The organism is Paracoccus sp. (in: a-proteobacteria) (assembly GCF_030538495.1).
GTDB lineage: Bacteria > Pseudomonadota > Alphaproteobacteria > Rhodobacterales > Rhodobacteraceae > Paracoccus.
On record NZ_JAUNTW010000004.1, the window covers coordinates 171,851 to 190,826 of the forward strand.

Sequence of the window (18,976 nt, forward strand, 5' to 3'; positions counted from 1 at the left end):
TGCAATCGCGTTCACAAAACCTTTACTTTTCAACGCAAAAATCTGTGGAAAAACAAAGGTCAGCTTTGTTTACCAATCCCCTAACGCGGATTGCCACAACGTCAACGCAGATACCGCCGCCGTATCGGCGCGCAGGATGCGCGGCCCCAGACTGATTCGGGTGACGTGATCCAAGCCGGACAGATGCGCACGTTCCGCCGCCGAAAAGCCGCCTTCGGGACCGATGAGAATCGCCCACGGCCCCCGCGCCAGCCCCGCCAGCGTTTCGGCGGGTCCGGCCATAGCCTCATCCGCCCACAGGATGCGGCGCGCGGGATCCCATGACGCCAGCAGGCGCGACAGCGGCATCAGGTCATCCACGCCGGGAACAAAGGTTCCGCCGCATTGTTCCGCCGCCTCGACCGCGTGGGCCTGTAGCCGGTCCTGCCGGATGCGTTCGGAATTGGTGTGGTCGGTCTGAACGGGCATGATGCGCGCGGCGCCCAGCTCGGTCGCTTTTTCGACGATGAAATCGGTGCGGGCCTTTTTGATGGGCGCAAAGATCAGCCACAGATCGGGCGGGTTTTGCTGCGGCGCGGTCTGGTCCTGAACGGTCAGCACGCCGCCGCGTTTGCCCGCATCCGCGATCACAGCCCGCCATGCGCCATCCCGCCCGTTAAACACGGTCAGCGCGTCCCCCGTCCGCATCCGCATAACGCCCGACAGGTAATGCGCCTGCGCGGCGTCCAGCGGAACCGCTTGTTCCGGGGACAGGGGGTGATCTATGAACAGTCGGACATTCGCCATAGGGGCAGGCTATGCAAAATCACCACCAAACACCAGAGACCGTCAGCGACGCGCCCGCCGGAAACTGGGTCGATCGGTATGCGCCCGCGCCATGGCGTCCGTTTCTGAGGCTGTCGCGCGCGGATCGACCGATTGGCACATGGCTGTTGCTGATCCCGTGCTGGTGGGGGATTGGCCTTGCGATGATGGCGGATGGCCCGCAGTGGCGCGATGCGTGGATCGCGATTGCCTGCGCGATTGGGGCATTTGTGATGCGCGGCGCGGGCTGCACCTGGAACGACATCACCGACCGCGATATTGACGCGCAGGTCGCGCGCACGCGGTCGCGCCCGCTGCCGTCCGGGCAGGTCAGCCTGCGCGGGGCCTATCTGTGGCTGGTGGCGCAGGGGCTGGTGGGGCTGGTCGTGCTGCTGACGCTGGGCTGGGCCGCGATCTGGATGGGGGTGGCGTCGCTGGTGCTGGTCGCGATCTATCCCTTTGCCAAACGGTTCACATGGTGGCCGCAACTGTTTCTGGGGCTGGCGTTTAACTGGGGGGTGATGCTGGCCTATGCCGCGCATATGGGGCGGCTGGACGCGGCGCCGGTCGTGGCGTGGCTGGGCGCGATTGCGTGGACGATATTCTATGACACGATTTACGCGCATCAGGACGCTGACGATGACGCGATGATCGGGGTGAAATCCACGGCCCGCCTGTTTGGCGATCGCAGCCCCGCCATTCTGGCCGGATTCGCGGCGCTGACGGTCGCGGCCTTGGCCGTGGCGATTGCGCTGCCCGGTCGCAATCTATTGATTGCGGGGCTGGGGCTGGCCGGATTTGGCGCGCATCTGATCTGGCAATTGCGGGTTTTTGAACCGAAACAACCGCTTATTTGCCTGCGCGTGTTCCGGTCGAACCGCGATGCGGGTCTGATCCTTGCGCTGTTTCTTGCCGTGGCGGGGCTGGTCTGATTGCAGCCCCCGGCCCGCGCGGTTAAAGATCGCGCACCTGCAACAGCGGCGGAGCCTGACGAATGGCGCGATATATCCCCCGGACCTTGGCCAACCTGATCGCCCTTGGCGCGGCGGGGGGCCTGTGCTGGTGGGGCGCGCAGATCGCCGCCGACTTTATCGAGGATCGTTCCGCCCGCGATGTGACCATGGCCCTGCAACTGGCCGGTCAGGATTGGGTGCAGGTCCACAGCAACGGGTTGCGCGTCCACCTGTCCGGCATCGCTCCGTCCGAGGTGGACCGCTTTCGCGCCGTGACCGAGGCCGCAACCGTCATCGACGCCAGCCGTATTCGCGACAATATGACCGTCGCATCGGTCGCCGCCATGACGCCCCCGGAATTTAAGGTCGAATTGCTGCGCAACGATCAGGGCATTTCGCTGATCGGGCTGGTGCCTGCGGCTATGGACCGGGTGGCCGTGCTGCGCCGTCTGGGCCGCGACACCGCCGCCCCCCAAGTGACCGATCTGTTAGAGGCCGCCGATTACGACATCCCCCCCGGCTGGGACGCAGCGATGCGGTTCGGCATGACGGCGGCGCAACTGGCCGCGCGGGCGAAAATCTCGATTGCGCCGGGGCGGGTGCATGTCACCGCCTTGGCTGACAGCCGCGCGGAAAAGGCCCGGCTGGAAGATGCTCTGCGCGCTGCCCTGCCCGATGGGGTGGTGCTGGACACCGATATTTCTGCGCCGCGCCCGGTGATCCAGCCCTTTACCCTGCGTTTTGTCATCAATGACACCGAAGGCGCGCATTTCGACGCCTGCGCCGCCGATACGGATGACGCGCGGGCGCAGATCATCGCCGCCGCATCTGACGCGGGGCTGGGCGCGACGCCGCCTTGCACGCTGGGCCTTGGGGTGCCGTCGCCCGATTGGGGCGATGCGGCGGCGGCGGCGATTCGTGCCATGGGTGAATTGGGCGCGGGGGCGGTCACGCTGTCGGACGCCGATATTGCGCTGATCGCGGATCAGAGCGTGGATCGCGCGCGGTTCGATGCCGTGGTGGCGCAACTGGAAACCAACCTGCCGCCGGTCTTTACCCTGCACGCGGAACTGGAACAGCCGGTTGACGCACAGGCCGCGCCCATCGAATTCATCGCCGTGCTGTCCGACACCGGCACCCTGTCCATGCGCGGCCGCATCGCCGACGACCGGATGCGCGAGGCTGTGAACAGCTTCGCCCGATCCCGGTTTGACGTGGCCCAAACCACTCTGCGCAGCGACGATAACGTGCCGGGCGGCTGGACCGTGCGCGTCATCGCCGCGCTTGAGGCGATGGCCGATCTGAATATCGGCAGCGTGCAGGTGACGCCCGATCTGGTGACGCTGACCGGAACGTCGGGGGATCCTGACGCGCCAGACCGCGCGGCCACGGCCTTGGCGCGGCGTCTGGGGGCGGGGGCGCGCTATGATCTGGCGATCCGCTATGACCGGAGGCTGGACGCGACGCTGGGCCTGCCCAATGGCGATGAATGTGTGGCGCAGCTGAACATCATCATGTCGGAATCCGAAATCGGGTTCGAACCCAGCCGCTCATCCATTGCGGGCGATCCCGCGCCGACGCTGCAACAACTGGCCGCCGTGATGACCGATTGCGCCGATTTCCAGATCGAGGCCGGAGGCCACACCGATTCGCAAGGCTCAGCGGGGTTTAACGCCGATTTGTCGCGGTCGCGCGCGCAGGCGATTGTCGCGGCCATGGGCGCGGCGGGGATCAACACCGCCAACATGACCGCGCGCGGTTACGGCGAAAGCCAGCCCATCGACACCAACGACACCCCCGAAGGACGCGAGGCCAACCGCCGGATCGAGTTTCGCCTGCTGTCGCAGCGGCCAGTCAACAGCGCGCCTCTGCCTGCGCCGGTGACGCTGACGGGGGTGACGGATCAGGTGGCCGACCCGGCCCCCACGGATGCGCCCGAATACGGCCCGCCCATGCCCGCGACCGATGCGCCCGATCTGATGCACGGCCCGAACCTGCCCGCGCCGATGTCCGGGGCGGGGGCCGTTCCCGCCACCATCGGCGTCCCCGAGGAATATCAACAGCCGGACGACACCCTAGACGGGGACGAAGAAATGCTTACGGTGCCGGTGCAGACGCCCGATGTCGAAACCCCGCGCCCCGCGCCGCGCCCCGACGCCGCGGATGACGCGCCCCAGACGGACCGCGCCGAATGAACCGCACCGAATTCATCACCGCCGCCGCGCTGATTCTGTTCGGCGCCTTTGTTCTGGGCTGGATCGCCAGCTGGCTGATTCACCGCATCAGCCGCCCAACCCGCGCGAATATGTCGGAACTGGACGAACTGGCCCAGCAACTGCACAACACCGAAGAAGAACGCGACGAAGCGATCAACCAGATCACCCGCCTGCGATCCGAAATCGCGCAACGCGAGGCCGAGGCCCGCGCCGCCATGGACGGCCTGCGCGACAGCCGCAGCGAAATCGAAGAACTGCGCGATTACATCGAACAGAAACTGAACCGGCGGTAATGCGCGCGGATGGCGGGTAAGGGGGGCCAGCCCCCCAATCGCGTGCCGCGATTTCCCCCCGGGATATTTGCACACAGAAGATAGGACGGGCGTTCGTTATTCCGGAGACGGCAGGCTGCGGATCGCCGCACCCCGCTTTATCTTCTGTGCAGAAATATCCCGGGGTGAGGCGGATCAGGAAAAGGTCCAGTGGACCTTTTCCCCGCCGAACGCCCCCTTGGGGGCCGAGGGGCTGGCCCCTCTGACCCCGGTTTTATCAGATGCCAGCGTCGATGATGGCGCGGGCCAGCACCGGCACGGTGTCGCGGTTCAGGCCCGCGATGTTCAGGCGCGAATCGCCCACCATATAAATCGCCGCGTCGGTTTTCAGGCGCTGCACCTGTTCGGGCGTGGCGCCCAGACGCGAGAACATGCCGCGGTGATGGGCGATAAAATCGAACCGGTCGCTGCCCGACAATTGGCGCAATTCGGTGGCCAGTTGATCGCGCAGGCCCAGCATGGTGTTGCGCACGTCCTCAAGCTCGGCGGCCCAGTCGGCCCGCAGGGCGTCGTCGGTCAGGATCGTGCTGACGATGCGCGCGCCATGGTCGGGCGGGAAGGAATAGTTCTGGCGGTTCAGAAACGCCATCGACCCCTGCGCCAGATCGCGGGCGGCGGTGTTTTCCGCCAGAGCCATCAGGATGCCCGTCCGTTCGCGATAAATGCCAAAGTTTTTGCTGCACGACGCGGCGATCAGCACTTCGGGCAGGGATTGCGCGATCAGGCGGGTGGCCTGAGCGTCCGCGTCCAGCCCGTCGCCAAAGCCCTGATAGGCCAGATCGACCAGCGGCACCGCGCCCGATTTGTCCAAGATCGCGACGATTTCCGCCCATTGATCCATGGTCAGGTTCGCGCCGGTCGGGTTGTGGCAGCAGCCATGCAGCAGCACCAGATCGCCTTTGCCTGCGCGGGCGATGTCGGCCTTCATCCCGTCGAAATCAACGCCGCGCGTTTCGGCGTCGAAATAGCGGTATTCGACGAAGGGAACGCCCATGAATTTCATAATCGACAGGTGGTTCGGCCAGGTCGGATCGGACACATAGACCGTCATTCCCGGATTGGCGAGCCGCGCCAGTTCCAATGCCTGACGGATCGCGCCCGTGCCGCCGACGGTGGCCAGCGTGGCCAGACGGTCGCCCGGCACATCGCCCAGCACCATCTGTGCCATGGCGTTGCGATAATCGGGTTCGCCCGCCAGCCCGGTATAGGCTTTGCTGGTCTGGCTTTCCCAGATCCGTTGTTCGGCGGCCTTAACCGCGCGCATGACGGGGGTGACGCCTTGGGGGTCTTTGTAAACGCCGACGCCAAGGTCGATTTTGCCCTGACGGGTATCGGCCTTGAATTCCTCGATCAGCATCAGGATTTTGTCAGGGGCTTGGGCGTGCAGATTGGACAGCATTCAGGCGTCTCCGGTTGCGATATTCAGGTCGTCAAAGCTGCCCCATTCGGTCCAGCTTCCATCATAGAGCGAGTGATTCCGATGCCCCAGCCGTTCCAGGGCCAGCGACAGCGTGGCGGCGGTCACACCGCTGCCGCAGGTGGTGATCACAGGGCGGTCCAGATCCACCCCCGCCGCGTCAAAGGCTGCGCGCAGGTCATCGGCGGATTTCATCGTGCCATCGGCGTTATACAATTGCCCGAAGGGCAGGTTCTTTGCCCCCGGAATATGGCCCGACCGCAGGCCGGGGCGGGGTTCGGGCGCGTCGCCCCGGAACCGTTCGGGGCTGCGCGCATCCACGATGACATGATCGCCCAGCTTGGATGCGGCCGCGACCTGAGTCACATCGCGCACCAGCCCGGCCTGACGCTGCACGGTGATGTGGCGGTCGCGCAGGATGGGGGGCATGTCCTCGATGTCGCGGCCTTCGGCCTGCCATTTGGCGAAACCGCCATCCAGCACGGCCACATCGGTTTTGCCCATCAGGCGGAATGTCCACCACACCCGCGCCGCGCTGCGCACATCGGAATGGTCATAGATCACAATCTGATGCCCGTCGCCAATGCCCATGGCGCGCATCCGGCTGATGAACAATTCGACCGGCGGCGCCATATGCGGCAGCTTGCTGCGGCTGTCCGAAATCGCGTCGATGTCAAAGAACCGCGCGCCGGGGATATGGGCGGCGTCATATTCCGCCCGCGCATCGCGACCGCTGGCGGGCATGTGCCAACTGGCGTCGATGACCCGCAAATCCGGGTCATTCAGATGCGCCGCCAGCCATTCGGTTGACACCAGTGTTTTCGGATCATCCTGCATGGCCATTCCCCCCATCCTGTTCCGGCCACAGGAATACCCCCGCCGGTCGCGCGCTGCAATGGCGATCGCGGAGGTCAGGCGGGTTGGTCATCCTCGGACCCGTCATCGGGCAGGCCCTCGCGCGACAGCATCACCGCGACCGGGCGCAGCCATTCGATATGGGCGCAGACGATCATCAGCGCGACCATGATCGGCACCGCCAGAAACATGCCCGGCACGCCCCAGACTGCGCCCCAGAACGCAAGGCTGATGATGATGCCAAAGCTGGACAGCCGCAGCGTTTGCCCCAGCAGCATCGGGTCGATGATGTTGCCGATCACGAATTGAATCGCGGTGCAGACCGCCGTCACCAGTAACGACACCTGCACATCGCCGGTTTGAACAAAGGCCACCACCCCCGCAATCACCGTCGCCGCAATCGACCCGACCGAGGGGATAAAGTTGAACACAAAGGTAATAATCGCAACCGCCATGGCCAGCTCCAGCCCGGCGATGCGGAACACCAGCCAGACGGCGGCGGCGGTCACCAGACTGACGATGGTTTTCACCACCAGATAACGGTTCACGCGATGCATGATGGATGTGATGATGCGGCGCGCGGTCTGGGCCTGATGCGCGTCTCCGGTCAGGCGTTCGACCTTGATCGGGAACCAGACCTGTTCCACGAACATAAACCCCACGAACAGAATAATCAAAATGCTGCCCGACAAAATGCCCGAGGCCTGACCCGCCATCGACCGGATCCAGCCGGTGATGTTGAAATTGGCAATCGCGGTCATGACGCGTTCCTGCACGTCTTCCCCGAACTGAGCGGTCAGGCCGGGCAGGGCGGCCTGAAACCGTTCCGCTGTGTTCACCGACAGGCGGACGATTTCGTTGATCTGCGTCAGGATCGTGGTTGAAATCCACATCAAGCCCAGTGCAATCAGCGCCAGGGCCAGCGTTGTGGCCAGCCAATTCGGCACCTTAAGCCGTTTCGAAATCGCGTGAATCGCGTCCGAGGTCAGCGAAAACAAAATAATCGCGATCAGCAGCGAAATCAGAATAAACCGCGCCTGCACCAGCATAAACAGCAACAGCGCAAAGGCGATGATGCCCAAAAATACGGTTTGCAGCCGTTCGCGCAGGGCCTGTTGTTCTTGTCTGTCCACGCATATCCCCAAAATAATGATGCGCCAAAAAAACCGACCCCTGAATCACAGGGGCCGGAAATAATCGTGTCAGGTTTCGGGTTCGTCGGTCAAGGATTCAGGCGCGCCTTGTTCGGCAATCCGGGCGACGGACACAACTTCTTCGCCACCTGTGGTATTGAACACACGCACGCCGCCCGCCGAACGGGACCGGAAGCTGATGCCGTCCACCGGCACCCGGATCGACTGCCCGGTCGAGGTCGCCAGCATGATCTGATCGTCGCTGTCCACCGGGAAGCTGGCGACAACCGCGCCGCCGCGCATTGCGCGATCCATGGCCATCACGCCCTGACCGCCGCGCCCGCGCACCGGGTAATCATGGCTGGAACTGATCTTACCCGCACCGCGGGCGGTGATGGTCAGGATCAAATCCTCGGCCGCGGACATTTCGGCATAGCGTTCCTGCGTGATCGTGCCTTCGGTGACGGTTTCGTCGTCGTCATCCGCCTCGGCCCCGTCATCCAAAGCACCGGCGACCGCGCGGCGCATTTTCAGATAAGCGGCGCGTTCCGCGGGGTCGGCCTCGAAATGGCGGATCACGGCCATGCTGACCACGGTGTCATCACCCGCCAGACGGATGCCCCGAACGCCGGTGGAATCGCGGCCCTTGAACACGCGAACGGCGGTCGTCGGGAACCGGATCGCGCGACCGGCAGCAGTCAGCAGCATCACATCGTCATCTTCGGTCGCCATGCGCACCCCGATCAGCGACGTGCCTTCGGGCAGTTTCATCGCGATTTTGCCATTCGCGCGCACGCTGCCGAAATCCGACAGCGCGTTGCGGCGCACATCGCCGCCATCGGTGGCAAAGATCACCTGATAATTGTCCCATTCCGTTTCCGGCGCGTCCACCGGCATCAGCGCGGCAATCGACACACCCGCGCCGATGGGCAGGATGTTGACGATGGCCTTGCCCTTGGCGGTGCGCCCGCCCAGCGGCAAACGCCATGTTTTCAGGCGATACACCATGCCGTCGGTGGTAAAGAACAGCAGTTCCGTATGCGTGTTGGCGACGAACAGCGTGGTCACAACATCGTCTTCTTTGGTCGCCATGCCCGACAGGCCCTTGCCGCCGCGACGCTGAGCGCGGAATTCGGCCAAAGCCGTGCGTTTGATGTAACCGCCGCTGGTGATGGTGACGACCATATCTTCGCGTTCGATCAGGTCTTCGTCGTCCATATCACCGGCCCAGTCGGTGATCTCGGTCCGGCGCGGCACGGCGAACAGATCGCGGATTTCGCGCAATTCGTCGCTGATGATCGCCATGATCCGTTCGCGGCTGGCCAGAATCGCCAGATAATCGCGGATCGCGTCGGCCAGTTGTTGCAGTTCGTCCGTGACCTCTTTTACGCCGATCTGCGTCAGGCGTTGCAGGCGCAGGTCCAGAATCGCGCGGGCCTGCGTTTCCGACAGGTTATAGGTGCCGTCGTCGTTCACCGGATGGCGCGGATCGTCGATCAGGCGCAGATATTCCACGATGTCATGCGCGGGCCAGCGGCGGGCCATCAGACGTTCGCGCGCCTCGGTCGCGTCAGCGGATGCGCGAATGGTGGCCACAACTTCGTCCACATTCGACACCGCGACGGCCAAACCGCAGAGGATATGACTGCGTTCACGCGCCTTGCGCAGTTCATAGGCGGTCCGGCGGGCGACAACCTCTTCGCGGAAGGTGATGAAATGCGTCAGAAAATCGCGCAGCGCCAGCTGTTCAGGCCGCCCGCCATTCAGCGCCAGCATGTTGCAGCCGAAACTGGTTTGCAGCGACGTAAAGCGGAACAACTGGTTCAGCACCACATCCGGCGTTGCGTCGCGTTTCAGTTCCACCACGACCCGCACGCCCTGACGGTCGGATTCGTCCTGAACGCTGCTGATGCCTTCGACGCGCTTTTCCTTGGCCAGTTCGGCGATGCGTTCGATCAGGCTGGCTTTGTTCACCTGATAGGGGATTTCGTCGATGACGATGGCGAAACGGTCTTTGCGCGGTTCCTCGATATGGGTTTTGGCGCGGATGATGACGCTGCCGCGTCCCTCCAGATAGGCTTTGCGCGCGCCGGACCGGCCCAAAATCATCGCGCCGGTCGGGAAATCGGGGCCGGGGATGATGTCCAGCAGCCGTTCGGTCGGCAGGTCGGGATTGTCGATCAGTTCCAGCGTGGCGTCGATCACCTCGCCCAGGTTATGTGGCGGAATATTGGTGGCCATGCCGACGGCAATACCGCCCGCGCCATTGACCAGCATATTCGGAAAACGCGCCGGCAGAACCGTGGGTTCGCGGTCTTTGCCGTCATAGTTGTCCTGAAAATCAACGGTATCTTTGTCGATGTCCATTAACAGGAAATTGGCGGGTTTATCCATCCGCACTTCGGTATAGCGCATGGCGGCGGGGGGGTCGCCATCCATCGAACCAAAGTTGCCCTGACCATCCAGCAGCGGCAGCGACATGGAAAAATCCTGCGCCATGCGGACCAGGGCATCATAGATCGCCGCGTCGCCATGCGGGTGGTATTTCCCCATCACATCGCCCACCGGACGCGCCGATTTGCGATAGGGTTTGTCGGGGGTATTCCCGCTTTCGTCCATAGCATAGAGGATGCGGCGATGCACCGGCTTCAGCCCGTCGCGCAGATCCGGAATCGCGCGGCTGACAATCACCGACATCGCATAATCCAGATACGAGGTGCGCATTTCCGACGAAATGTCGATCACCGGCCCGTCATGCGCCATCACGCGGATTTCGGGGGTGTTGTCGTCGTCTGGCTGGTCGGTTTCGGGGGTGTCAGTCACGGCATGTCCTTCGGGCGTCTGTTGCCAAAGGCTCTATCCGATCAGGCGTTTGGGTGCAATCGCGGGGGCAGGATATTGAGTATTAAGCGCATGTGGGCCTTTGGGCCTACCTTCAGTGGCAAAAGTTAGTCAGGCGAATCACAGATCAAAGGGTTAGCGTCCTAAATAGTTTAGTGGGTCCATATACACCACAACCCCTTGTGTGGCACAAAATTGCCACCCTGCCTTGGACCCATCCAATGAAACCCAGAATGAAAACATGGTGGGCAGACATGCCCGACCCCGTGCTGATGGAAACAGCATGGGAACGTCAAATGAACCTTTCCGGGATGGAGGCTTACGAAGCATCCCGGTATCGGGAAGGCACAACGGACCTGAGAGGAAGCGCCTCGGACACGAAGGCAGGTCAGAAGGTCATCAGACGCCTTCTGGAAGTCACGGAGACCGCCCTTGAGGCCCTCCAACGCGAATCCGTAGCCGTGGCCCCTAGACACAGAACCAGCCGTTCAGCCCGCGCTACGCTGGTTCTGGTGCCTGCCGAAACGCTGGCCCTTTTGACCCTCAAAACGATGATTGATCGGGCGGCGGGCTGTCCCAACCCGAACGAGGGTGTGAATTATCAACAGACCTGCGTTCAGTTGGCCGGTGTGGTGGAAACGGAGTTGAACTTTCGGAACTGGGTTAAGGAATCTCGGAACGCGGCAAAGGCGTATGCCGAGGCTGAGGGCCTAACGAAGGTCCCAAGGTCCACGGCTGATCGGATTCTGGCGGAGTCTAAAGTTACCCGATCAGCGGTTTGGAAGTGGAAACAGACATTCACCGCCCTTTCGGAATACTCTTGGACCACCCAAGAGAAACATTATTGCGGCGATGCTTTAATCACCACAACGATCAACGCCCTTCCAGACCACTTTGAGACCCACAACGCCACTCACAAAGGCGTCCTGCGTAAATACCTGCGCACAACCGAGGCGTTCCGTCACGAATTGGAACGCATCGAACATCAAATATCCATCCACCAGACAGTCAAAAAGCCCATGCTGACGAAGCCAAAACGCTGGGTTCTGGTGAATGACTGATTTAGACCGATCCAAAGGAACGAGCAGAATGACTAAACACTACGCCGGAGGTTACTTCCTGAACAACGAGCCGATTGTCCGGGGGTTTGGACCCAATGCCCACACCGCCGCCGATTTAAGCCAAATCAGCAATTACGCCGTGGAAGCACTTAATGCCATCCAAGAAACCCCTTGGCGGGTCAACCTGTTTATTCTGGATACTGTCTTAGCGTTCCAGAAACGGGGAAAAGACCTTGGGTTCACCGGGCGAAACGGCTTTGAGACCGTCCTTAAGATTGCCCGCCCGGATAATCCCAAGAATGACCCAAAGAACCCTGTGAACCGCCGCCTGACAGAAGAAGAATGGGCCTGTCTGGACCGCGACGGCAAACAGCGGATCAAGAAAGAAACGGCCCGGGAGTATAAACGCTACGAGGAAGAGTTGGGCGTCTGGCGGGCAACGGCACGAATTGTCAAGCTGGCCGATGAAATGTCCCAGTTTGATCGGTTCTATTTCCCGCATAATATGGACTTCAGAACCCGCATTTACCCCATCCCGAACGACCTGACGCCCCAATCCAACGATCTATCCAAGGGCCTACTGCGGTTCGCCCGTGGAACCCGTTTGGGGGAGGCCGGGGTGTTCTGGCTGGGTGTGTCTGTGGCGTCTCATTGGGGCGAAGACAAGCTGTCTATGGCGGATCGGTTCGCGTTCGCGTCCGAGCCTGAGTTCTTCGAACAGTGTATGCAGTGGGTTCGTGACCCTATGACCAACCAAGGGTGGCTCAAGGCTGACAAGCCGTTCCAGTTCCTTGCAGCGGCGCATGAGTGGGTCACAGCGCAGGGCCTCCCGGATGGTCCCGAAGCCTTTGTGTCCTACCTGCCGGGCAACCTCGACGGGTCATGCAACGGCGCGCAACACCTTAGCATCATGGCCCGCGACATGGTGGGGGCAGAGGCGACAAACTGCTGTGACCGGGACACACGGTTTGACCTGTATATGTCGGTGGCTGATCGCGTTTGGGGTCAGGTCCAGACGGACGCGGAGAAAGGACTGGACGTAGCTGTTGAGTGGGTCCCCCGGCTGCTGTCGGCATCCGACCGCCGAACCGTGGTGAAGCGGGCGGTGATGACCGTGCCTTATGGTGTCACCGAATACGGCGTGGCCGGGTTCATGGAGAAGGACGGACATGTTGACGGCATGGACAACGAATGGGACGCGGCGCGTTACATGCGTGACCTTATCATGGCGTCGATTGACAGCACTCTGTCGAATGGCCGCGCGCTGCAACGGTGGTTCCAAGCCTGTGCGGTTCGGTGTGCTGAGGCGGGTATGCCGCTGACGTGGGACACCCCGGCGGGCAGCAAGGTGACACAGGCGTATCGGAATGTCGTTCAGAACCGGGTTTTGTCGTATGATACGCGGTTCTATCTTTATGCGGAACCCGAAGAATACGAAACCAAGGAGGAGTTTCATAACCGCATCGGTATGGATGTTCGTAAAATGGGGTCTTCCGCTCCGCCCAACGTGGTTCATTCCTGTGATGCCAGTCATTTGCAGATCACCACGGTTCGGATGGCGGATGCCGGTATTCGGGACTTCTCGATGATCCATGACTCCTTTGGGTGCCCTATGGCCTATGTCGGACTTATGCGGGATATTCTGCGCCAAACGGCGGTGGATATGTATTCTGGGGATTACCTGCAAATCTGGAAAGAGAGCGTTGAACGGTATTCCGGGCTGGTGATGCCGGAGCCGCCTGAGGTGGGGGATTTCAACGTGTTCGAGATTTTAGGGTCGGAATACTTCTTCTCGTAAAAGTGTTTCCACAAACGGCCTGAATAGAAGGAAGAACCCGGCGTTCATTCGTCGGGTCTTTTCTTTCCTTAGACCCATCCAAAGGAAACCCTGAATGTTCCTGAACCACCTGCTTTGGTCCGACCCGTTGGACCGCCTCAAGAAACACGCCCAGAAGCAACGCGAAGCTCTTCGCTACGTTCTCAACGACGCCGACGAAAAGGCAACCATTGCGCGGCATCAGATTGCCCTGAACCAAGAAAATCTGCGGCAGGCTTTGGCTGACACAGAAAAAGCTAACCACATCGCCGAAAAAATCGAAACTATTTTGGAAGAACTGAATGACTGAGAAGAAACAACGCGGCACCTGTCTGGTCACTCCCACCGGCATTGCCAAATATGCGTGGCTGAATAAACCGGATAACGGCTTTAACGGCAAGGAAGAACCTGCGTTCAAGGTCCGCATCCTGCTGGACGATACCGATGAAAACCGTGCGTGGTGCGATAAGGTCATTGAGACGGCCAAAGCCGATGCCCGCCGAATGGGCGTTAAGCTGAAAAAGGTCCACAAAATCCCGTTCCAATTCCCTGAGGATCAAGACGAGGACGACTTTATCCCCCAAGAAGGCCGCGAACGCCCTCGTCTGGACGAAGACCACAAGGGCCGGATTTTCTTTGAGACCAAATCGAAGTTCAAGCCCGGCCTGATCGACAGCGCCCGCAACGCCCTTCCCGAAGACGTCTTCATCATGTCTGGTGACAAGGCCCGCGTGAAATTCGAAATCAACCCCTACGAAGGCTTAGGGTCCGGCATTTCGTTCCGCCTGCGGACGGCTCAGTTGGTCGAAAAGAACACCAGCTTTAGTGGCGGACATGGCCCCGACACCGACGGATTCGAAGACATTGAGGACGGCTATGTGGCCGACCAAACGACCGGCGGGGAGGATGACGACGACGAGGACGAGATTCCCTTCTGATGGAGACCATCTTCACGATCCCCGCAACGCCCGTCCCGGCGTCCCGCCCACGGGTCTTTGGGCCGGGGCGTGTGGCCTATCCTAAGGCCCATTTGACCTACGAACAGTTCCTCAAGAACACCCTGCCACAGCACTGCAAAACAGCCGCCGAAGGTCCTGTAGAGGTCCGGCTTCTGTTCGTCATGCCACCCTACAAAACGTCGGCCTACCCGGTCCACCGGGCCGACGTGGACAACCTCGCAAAGCTGCCTTTGGACGCAATGACCAAATGTGGGTTCTGGACCGATGACAGCCTTGTGTCTGTCCTGTCGAGTTCCAAGCGGTTTGCCAAAGCGGGGGAGGAACCCCACACCAAAGTTCGGATCATTCCCATCACAGGAGGCCCGGAACACCATTCACAGGAGGCGTTTCACGCATAGACCATGAGTGAAGAACGAAAAATTCACCCCCTACAACGTGCGTGGCTGGCGGGTGTGTTTGAAGGGAAGGCCCAAATAACCCAAAAACTGAATGTTATCCGTATCGACTCGTTCAGTGAGCCCACGCTGACCCGGTTTGCCGAGGCCGCTGGCGTCGGAACCGTCACGCGGCATCCCAACAGCCCGAACCAATGGAAATACGTCACGAACAGCCTCGACGGCACCCGTGACCTGATCCTGATGGTCCTTCCGCTCCTCAGCCCCAACCGGGCCAAGACCGCCACAGACCTTCTGAGGCGGATCGAAAGGAACCCAACGTGGCAAAAGAAACACGCGAAGAAAGCTGCCTCGTCCGTCACCAAGCCTGCCTAAAGGAGGACTGCGGGAGTTCCGACGCAGCGGCGGTTTATTCAAGTGGTTGGATACGCTGCTTTAGTTGCGGGGCCAATTACCACGACCCAGACAATCCACCTGAGGGGTCCCTTAGACCCGTCCAAAGGAACACCATGAGCGAATACCGATGGATTACGGGGGAACCTGTCGCCTTAACGGCACGGGGGATTCCCGAAGATGTATGCAAAAAGTTTCACTATTGGGTCGGGACCGTCCCCAAAGATTACCCCTGTAAAGAAGGATCGGCCATGTCGGCCATGCGGGGTAAGAAGGTCCAGATTGAGAATTACTACGAAGATGGTGTCCGGGTTGGGCAGAAGCTACGCGACCGAAACAAAAACTTCGTGGTGATCGGTAAGATTGGCAGTTCCCTGTTCGGCAAAAACGCCGCACCTGCGGGGTCCAAACAGATTGTCATCACGGAGGGGGCGATTGACGCCCTTTCCTACGCCACGGCCCGCAAGAACTGGCCGGTTGTATCCATCCCGAACGGGGCGGATGCTGCGGTCAAAGCCCTAAAGGACAACCTCGAATACCTTGAGTCCTTCGAGTCGGTCATCCTGTGTTTCGACAACGACGAAGCCGGTCAGGCCGCCTTGGAGAAATGCAAGGGCATCTTGTCCCCCGGCAAAATGAAGATCGGTCGTCTGTCCAGCGAATATAAGGACTTCAACGAAGCTTTGGACGCTGGGGACATTAAGGCCATCCTCGGCGCTGTCTTCAATGCCGAGGAGGTCCGACCTGACGGGCTGGTCGAGGTGGAGGACGTCTGGGAAGACGCTCTGAAACCCATTGAGTGGGGCCTGCCGTGGTTTCTGGATGATCTGACTCAGCTTACCTACGGACGTCGATATGGTGAGGTTTACGCCTTGGGTGCTGGAACAGGGGTCGGTAAGACGGACTTTCTGACGGAGCAGATAGCCTATGATGTTCAGACCTTGGATCAAAAAGTGGGCCTTCTGTTCCTTGAGCAAAAACCCGTCGAAACCATCAAGCGAATTGCTGGCAAGATCGGCAACAAGCGGTTTCACATCCCCGACGCCGACTGGACACCTGACGACTTCCTAAAGGCGGCTGAACCGCTGCGGGGGAAAGTCACCCTGTATGACTCCTTTGGGGAAACCGAATGGGACCAAGTGAAGGTCCGTATTCGGCACATGGCTGTGTCCAAAGGCATCAAGCTATTTTACGTCGATCACCTGACGGCAATGGCGGACACAGGCGACGAAAAGGGCAGTCTGGAACAGATCATGAAGGAAATGGCGGGACTGGCGAATGAGCTATCCGTCATCATCCACTTTGTGTCCCACCTGTCCACCCCCGACGGGACACCACATGAAGAAGGCGGTCGGGTCATGATCCGGCACTTCAAAGGCTCGCGATCCATCGGGTTCTGGTCATTCCTCATGCTGGGTCTGGAGCGTTCGCAACAGGCCGAAGATGAAGATGAACGGCATACGACGACCCTAAGGGTTCTCAAGGACCGATACACAGGGAGGGCCACAGGCCACACCCTGCTTCTGGGCTATGACCTCGAACGGGGTCGCCTTGGACCAATCCAAGACACGAAACTCAGCGAAGATAAACTCAAAGAGGCTGCGGAGGGCTTCTGATGAACCTGAATGAAAACACCACGAACGACGCCGACCTGCAACTGCGCCATCTGGCCCTGACGCTGGCTCTTCGGGAAATGGAGTTCTGCGAAGGGTATTACCCCCTGATCCAGAACGCGGCTGACATTTACGACTTCATGACCAAGGGTCGGACGCCGCGTGGCCCAATCGTTGATGGCGCCGTGGTTGATATTACGGATTACCGGAAATGATGCAGAACGTCGAAGATGAACATATCATTTTCGCTGACTGTGAAGGCGACGACTTTCTGCCCAGCCTGTCCCGAATGTGGCTGATCCAGCTTGCACAGGGGCCAGAGGGAGAGGTCGTGGCCTATGCGGACCAGCCGGGATACCGGCCCATCAGCGAAGCCCTGAGCATCCTTAAGAACGCCCCTGCCGTCGTCTTCCATAACGGCATGGGTTATGACTTGTTCGCCATCAACAAGCTGTATCCCGGAACCCTCCGGGCTGAGCAGATCATCGACACGCTGATTATCAGCCGTCTGATGGACAGCACCGCCACCCGCCACTCCCTGAAAGACATTGGGGAGGCGCTGGGGGTTCGCAAGGGGGATCACGACGACTTCTCCCAATTCACCCCCGAAATGGTCACATACGGGATTCAGGACGTTAAAATCCTGCAAGCCGCGTGGACGGGAAAGGCCCCGAACGGGCGCAAGTTCCAGCCCTTTGGGGCCTTCTGGCGGAAACGCTACGCCGCCTGTGAGACCGAGTTTAAGACCGCCTATGTGGTCCAGAAACAGACCAACCACGGGTTCCGCTTCGACTATCCCAAGGCACAGATGCTGGAGGCGGAATTGCGACAAGAGCAGGTGAACCTTGAACGGGAATTGCAGGATATTTTCCCGCCGATTGTTACGGAACGGTACTCGGACAAACAGATCGACAAGACCACAGGTAAGCCCAAGAGGCTCAAGGATCACGTCGAGGTGTTCAATCCGGGTTCCCGCGACCAGATCGCACAGCGCCTGATGGCAAAGTATGACTGGAAGCCCGTCGATATGACCCCCACGAAAAAACCCAAGATTGACGAAACGATCTTGGGGAATCTCGAGTATCCCGAAGCACAGGCCATGAGTCGCTATATGACCCTTGGTAAAAAGCTTGGGATGCTAGCCGACGGGGCAAACTCGTGGCTGAAACTGGCGGATCACAAGGATGACGGGACGTATTACCTGCACGGTCAGGTCAATACGTTGGGCGCAAGGACGCACCGGATGAGCCACTTCAAGCCGAACATGGCGCAGGTGGACAAGGACCCCCGGATGCGGTCGCTGTTCTTGGCCGACCCCGGTTGGGATTTGGTCGGGGTGGATGCCGAAGGTCTGGAACTGCGGGAATTGGCCCACTTCCTGCATCCATATGACGGGGGGCGGTATGTCGAGATTGTCCACTCTGGGGACAAGTCCAAAGGGACCGACATTCACACCATGAACATGAGAGCCGCTGGTCTGCATCTGCGGGACAGCGCCAAAACTATGATCTACGCCCACAACTATGGCTGCTTCGACAAGAAGCTAGGTCTCATTGTTCAGGAAGACGCCAAGAACGCCGGTAAGCCGGTTCCTAAGGGGTCCCCGAGTAAACTTGGCGCAGCACTCCGCGCCAACATCGAGTCCGGCATCGTCGGGCTTGGCCAACTAATCGCCAAATGCAAAGCGGCGCATAACAAATACAGCGCCTTGCCCGGACACGATGGGCGGTGGATTCCGTCGGCCTCCGACCACTCGGCCCTCAACACCCTTCTGCAAGGTAACGGGTCGATTGTCATGAAGAAAGCCCTTTGCGTCTTTGACGACGAAATGACCCGCTTGGGTCTTCTGGATAAGTTCGCTTACTGCGGGAATATCCATGACGAGTTCCAGCTAACCAGCCATCCCGACATTACCGAAAAGGTTATGGAAGTCGGAAAATGGTCAATCACACGAGCCGGTGAACTTCTAGAGGTGCGTTGCCCTCTGGTTGGTTCTGCCGACCGTGGCAAAACATGGACTGACACACACTAATGACTGAGAAACAAGACACCAACCCCGCAGTCTTCATCACGACTGGCGGGGCGAAAACCTATGCGGATTTGCTGCGGCGGGAATACACAGATGTTCGGCGCGTTTACATCTCACCCCACACTAAATTGGGTGAAATGCAGGGATACGCAGTGAGTT

General features: G+C 60.4%; 17 protein-coding genes. 12 read left to right on the forward strand and 5 right to left on the reverse strand.

The annotated features are described in order from the left end of the window. Positions 1 to 69: 69 nt before the first annotated feature. Positions 70 to 786 (reverse strand): 16S rRNA (uracil(1498)-N(3))-methyltransferase, encoded by a 717-nt coding sequence (locus Q4G20_RS05335; protein ID WP_303342344.1) that lies wholly within the window; start codon positions 784 to 786, stop codon positions 70 to 72. Between the two features lie 11 nt (positions 787 to 797). On the opposite strand from Q4G20_RS05335, the gene ubiA reads away from it, so the two are divergent. The 3 genes from ubiA (at position 798) to Q4G20_RS05350 (ending at position 4,266) form a co-directional block, all read left to right on the forward strand. Beyond that, positions 798 to 1,736 carry a 4-hydroxybenzoate octaprenyltransferase gene (gene ubiA / locus Q4G20_RS05340; RefSeq protein WP_303342345.1) on the forward strand — a complete coding sequence of 313 codons (939 nt, stop codon included), beginning with the start codon at positions 798 to 800 and terminating at the stop codon, positions 1,734 to 1,736. A 62-nt stretch (positions 1,737 to 1,798) separates the two neighbouring features. After that, the gene (locus Q4G20_RS05345; RefSeq protein WP_303342346.1) at positions 1,799 to 3,952 is read left to right on the forward strand and encodes an OmpA family protein; all 2,154 of its coding nucleotides are present in this window, start codon (positions 1,799 to 1,801) and stop codon (positions 3,950 to 3,952) included. Continuing rightward, positions 3,949 to 4,266, forward strand: coding sequence for a hypothetical protein (locus Q4G20_RS05350; RefSeq protein ID WP_303342347.1), 318 nt, complete (start codon positions 3,949 to 3,951; stop codon positions 4,264 to 4,266). The genes Q4G20_RS05345 and Q4G20_RS05350 overlap by 4 nt, the downstream gene beginning before the upstream one ends. Before the next feature lie 256 nt (positions 4,267 to 4,522). Here the strand turns inward: Q4G20_RS05350 and Q4G20_RS05355 are convergent, their stop codons facing one another. The 4 genes from Q4G20_RS05355 to gyrA all read right to left on the reverse strand — a co-directional run bounded on the left by Q4G20_RS05355 (position 4,523) and on the right by gyrA (position 10,473). Beyond that, a complete protein-coding gene (locus tag Q4G20_RS05355) occupies positions 4,523 to 5,704 on the reverse strand; it encodes an amino acid aminotransferase (protein WP_303342348.1) in 1,182 nt (393 codons plus the stop codon). Then, complete coding sequence (gene sseA, locus Q4G20_RS05360; RefSeq protein ID WP_303342430.1) at positions 5,705 to 6,559, reverse strand: 3-mercaptopyruvate sulfurtransferase; 855 nt, start codon at positions 6,557 to 6,559, stop codon at positions 5,705 to 5,707. It abuts the gene before it with no gap. A gap of 74 nt (positions 6,560 to 6,633) precedes the next feature. Continuing rightward, the gene (locus Q4G20_RS05365; protein WP_303342349.1) at positions 6,634 to 7,710 is read right to left on the reverse strand and encodes an AI-2E family transporter; all 1,077 of its coding nucleotides are present in this window, start codon (positions 7,708 to 7,710) and stop codon (positions 6,634 to 6,636) included. A 69-nt stretch (positions 7,711 to 7,779) separates the two neighbouring features. Beyond that, positions 7,780 to 10,473 (reverse strand): DNA gyrase subunit A, encoded by a 2,694-nt coding sequence (gyrA, locus tag Q4G20_RS05370; RefSeq protein WP_303342431.1) that lies wholly within the window; start codon positions 10,471 to 10,473, stop codon positions 7,780 to 7,782. Positions 10,474 to 10,784: 311 nt separating this feature from the next. Between gyrA and Q4G20_RS05375 the strand changes: the two genes are divergently transcribed. The 9 genes from Q4G20_RS05375 to Q4G20_RS05415 all read left to right on the forward strand — a co-directional run bounded on the left by Q4G20_RS05375 (position 10,785) and on the right by Q4G20_RS05415 (position 18,820). Next, positions 10,785 to 11,612, forward strand: a complete 828-nt coding sequence (locus Q4G20_RS05375) for a hypothetical protein (protein WP_303342350.1) — start codon at positions 10,785 to 10,787, stop codon at positions 11,610 to 11,612. A 28-nt stretch (positions 11,613 to 11,640) separates the two neighbouring features. Continuing rightward, positions 11,641 to 13,410, forward strand: coding sequence for a DNA-directed RNA polymerase (locus tag Q4G20_RS05380; protein WP_303342351.1), 1,770 nt, complete (start codon positions 11,641 to 11,643; stop codon positions 13,408 to 13,410). 94 nt (positions 13,411 to 13,504) lie between these two features. Next, positions 13,505 to 13,738 carry a hypothetical protein gene (locus tag Q4G20_RS05385; protein WP_303342352.1) on the forward strand — a complete coding sequence of 78 codons (234 nt, stop codon included), beginning with the start codon at positions 13,505 to 13,507 and terminating at the stop codon, positions 13,736 to 13,738. Continuing rightward, entirely contained in the window at positions 13,731 to 14,366 is a 636-nt protein-coding gene (locus tag Q4G20_RS05390) for an ssDNA-binding protein (RefSeq protein WP_303342353.1), read from the forward strand. Before Q4G20_RS05385 ends, Q4G20_RS05390 begins: the two co-directional genes overlap by 8 nt. Beyond that, positions 14,366 to 14,785 carry a RusA family crossover junction endodeoxyribonuclease gene (locus Q4G20_RS05395; protein WP_303342354.1) on the forward strand — a complete coding sequence of 140 codons (420 nt, stop codon included), beginning with the start codon at positions 14,366 to 14,368 and terminating at the stop codon, positions 14,783 to 14,785. Before Q4G20_RS05390 ends, Q4G20_RS05395 begins: the two co-directional genes overlap by 1 nt. A 3-nt stretch (positions 14,786 to 14,788) precedes the next feature. Further along, complete coding sequence (locus Q4G20_RS05400; protein WP_303342355.1) at positions 14,789 to 15,157, forward strand: hypothetical protein; 369 nt, start codon at positions 14,789 to 14,791, stop codon at positions 15,155 to 15,157. Between the two features lie 134 nt (positions 15,158 to 15,291). Next, positions 15,292 to 16,791, forward strand: coding sequence for a toprim domain-containing protein (locus Q4G20_RS05405; RefSeq protein WP_303342356.1), 1,500 nt, complete (start codon positions 15,292 to 15,294; stop codon positions 16,789 to 16,791). After that, on the forward strand, positions 16,791 to 17,003 hold the full coding sequence (locus Q4G20_RS05410) for a hypothetical protein (protein WP_303342357.1): 213 nt from the start codon (positions 16,791 to 16,793) through the stop codon (positions 17,001 to 17,003). Before Q4G20_RS05405 ends, Q4G20_RS05410 begins: the two co-directional genes overlap by 1 nt. Then, on the forward strand, positions 17,000 to 18,820 hold the full coding sequence (locus tag Q4G20_RS05415) for a DNA polymerase (protein ID WP_303342358.1): 1,821 nt from the start codon (positions 17,000 to 17,002) through the stop codon (positions 18,818 to 18,820). Before Q4G20_RS05410 ends, Q4G20_RS05415 begins: the two co-directional genes overlap by 4 nt. Positions 18,821 to 18,976: the final 156 nt, after the last annotated feature.

What these genes read in the sequence shown, in the direction of transcription:
- Q4G20_RS05380 (WP_303342351.1), top strand. Translation starts at nt 11,641, where the DNA reads ATGACTAAACACTACGCCGGAGGTTACTTCCTGAACAACGAGCCGATT.
- Q4G20_RS05335 (WP_303342344.1), bottom strand. Translation starts at nt 786, where the DNA reads ATGGCGAATGTCCGACTGTTCATAGATCACCCCCTGTCCCCGGAACAA.
- Q4G20_RS05400 (WP_303342355.1), top strand. Translation starts at nt 14,789, where the DNA reads ATGAGTGAAGAACGAAAAATTCACCCCCTACAACGTGCGTGGCTGGCG.
- Q4G20_RS05410 (WP_303342357.1), top strand. Translation starts at nt 16,791, where the DNA reads ATGAACCTGAATGAAAACACCACGAACGACGCCGACCTGCAACTGCGC.
- ubiA (WP_303342345.1), top strand. Translation starts at nt 798, where the DNA reads ATGCAAAATCACCACCAAACACCAGAGACCGTCAGCGACGCGCCCGCC.
- Q4G20_RS05405 (WP_303342356.1), top strand. Translation starts at nt 15,292, where the DNA reads ATGAGCGAATACCGATGGATTACGGGGGAACCTGTCGCCTTAACGGCA.
- Q4G20_RS05355 (WP_303342348.1), bottom strand. Translation starts at nt 5,704, where the DNA reads ATGCTGTCCAATCTGCACGCCCAAGCCCCTGACAAAATCCTGATGCTG.
- Q4G20_RS05350 (WP_303342347.1), top strand. Translation starts at nt 3,949, where the DNA reads ATGAACCGCACCGAATTCATCACCGCCGCCGCGCTGATTCTGTTCGGC.
- Q4G20_RS05385 (WP_303342352.1), top strand. Translation starts at nt 13,505, where the DNA reads ATGTTCCTGAACCACCTGCTTTGGTCCGACCCGTTGGACCGCCTCAAG.
- Q4G20_RS05345 (WP_303342346.1), top strand. Translation starts at nt 1,799, where the DNA reads ATGGCGCGATATATCCCCCGGACCTTGGCCAACCTGATCGCCCTTGGC.
- Q4G20_RS05395 (WP_303342354.1), top strand. Translation starts at nt 14,366, where the DNA reads ATGGAGACCATCTTCACGATCCCCGCAACGCCCGTCCCGGCGTCCCGC.
- Q4G20_RS05375 (WP_303342350.1), top strand. Translation starts at nt 10,785, where the DNA reads ATGAAAACATGGTGGGCAGACATGCCCGACCCCGTGCTGATGGAAACA.
- Q4G20_RS05415 (WP_303342358.1), top strand. Translation starts at nt 17,000, where the DNA reads ATGATGCAGAACGTCGAAGATGAACATATCATTTTCGCTGACTGTGAA.
- sseA (WP_303342430.1), bottom strand. Translation starts at nt 6,559, where the DNA reads ATGCAGGATGATCCGAAAACACTGGTGTCAACCGAATGGCTGGCGGCG.
- Q4G20_RS05390 (WP_303342353.1), top strand. Translation starts at nt 13,731, where the DNA reads ATGACTGAGAAGAAACAACGCGGCACCTGTCTGGTCACTCCCACCGGC.
- gyrA (WP_303342431.1), bottom strand. Translation starts at nt 10,473, where the DNA reads ATGGCGCATGACGGGCCGGTGATCGACATTTCGTCGGAAATGCGCACC.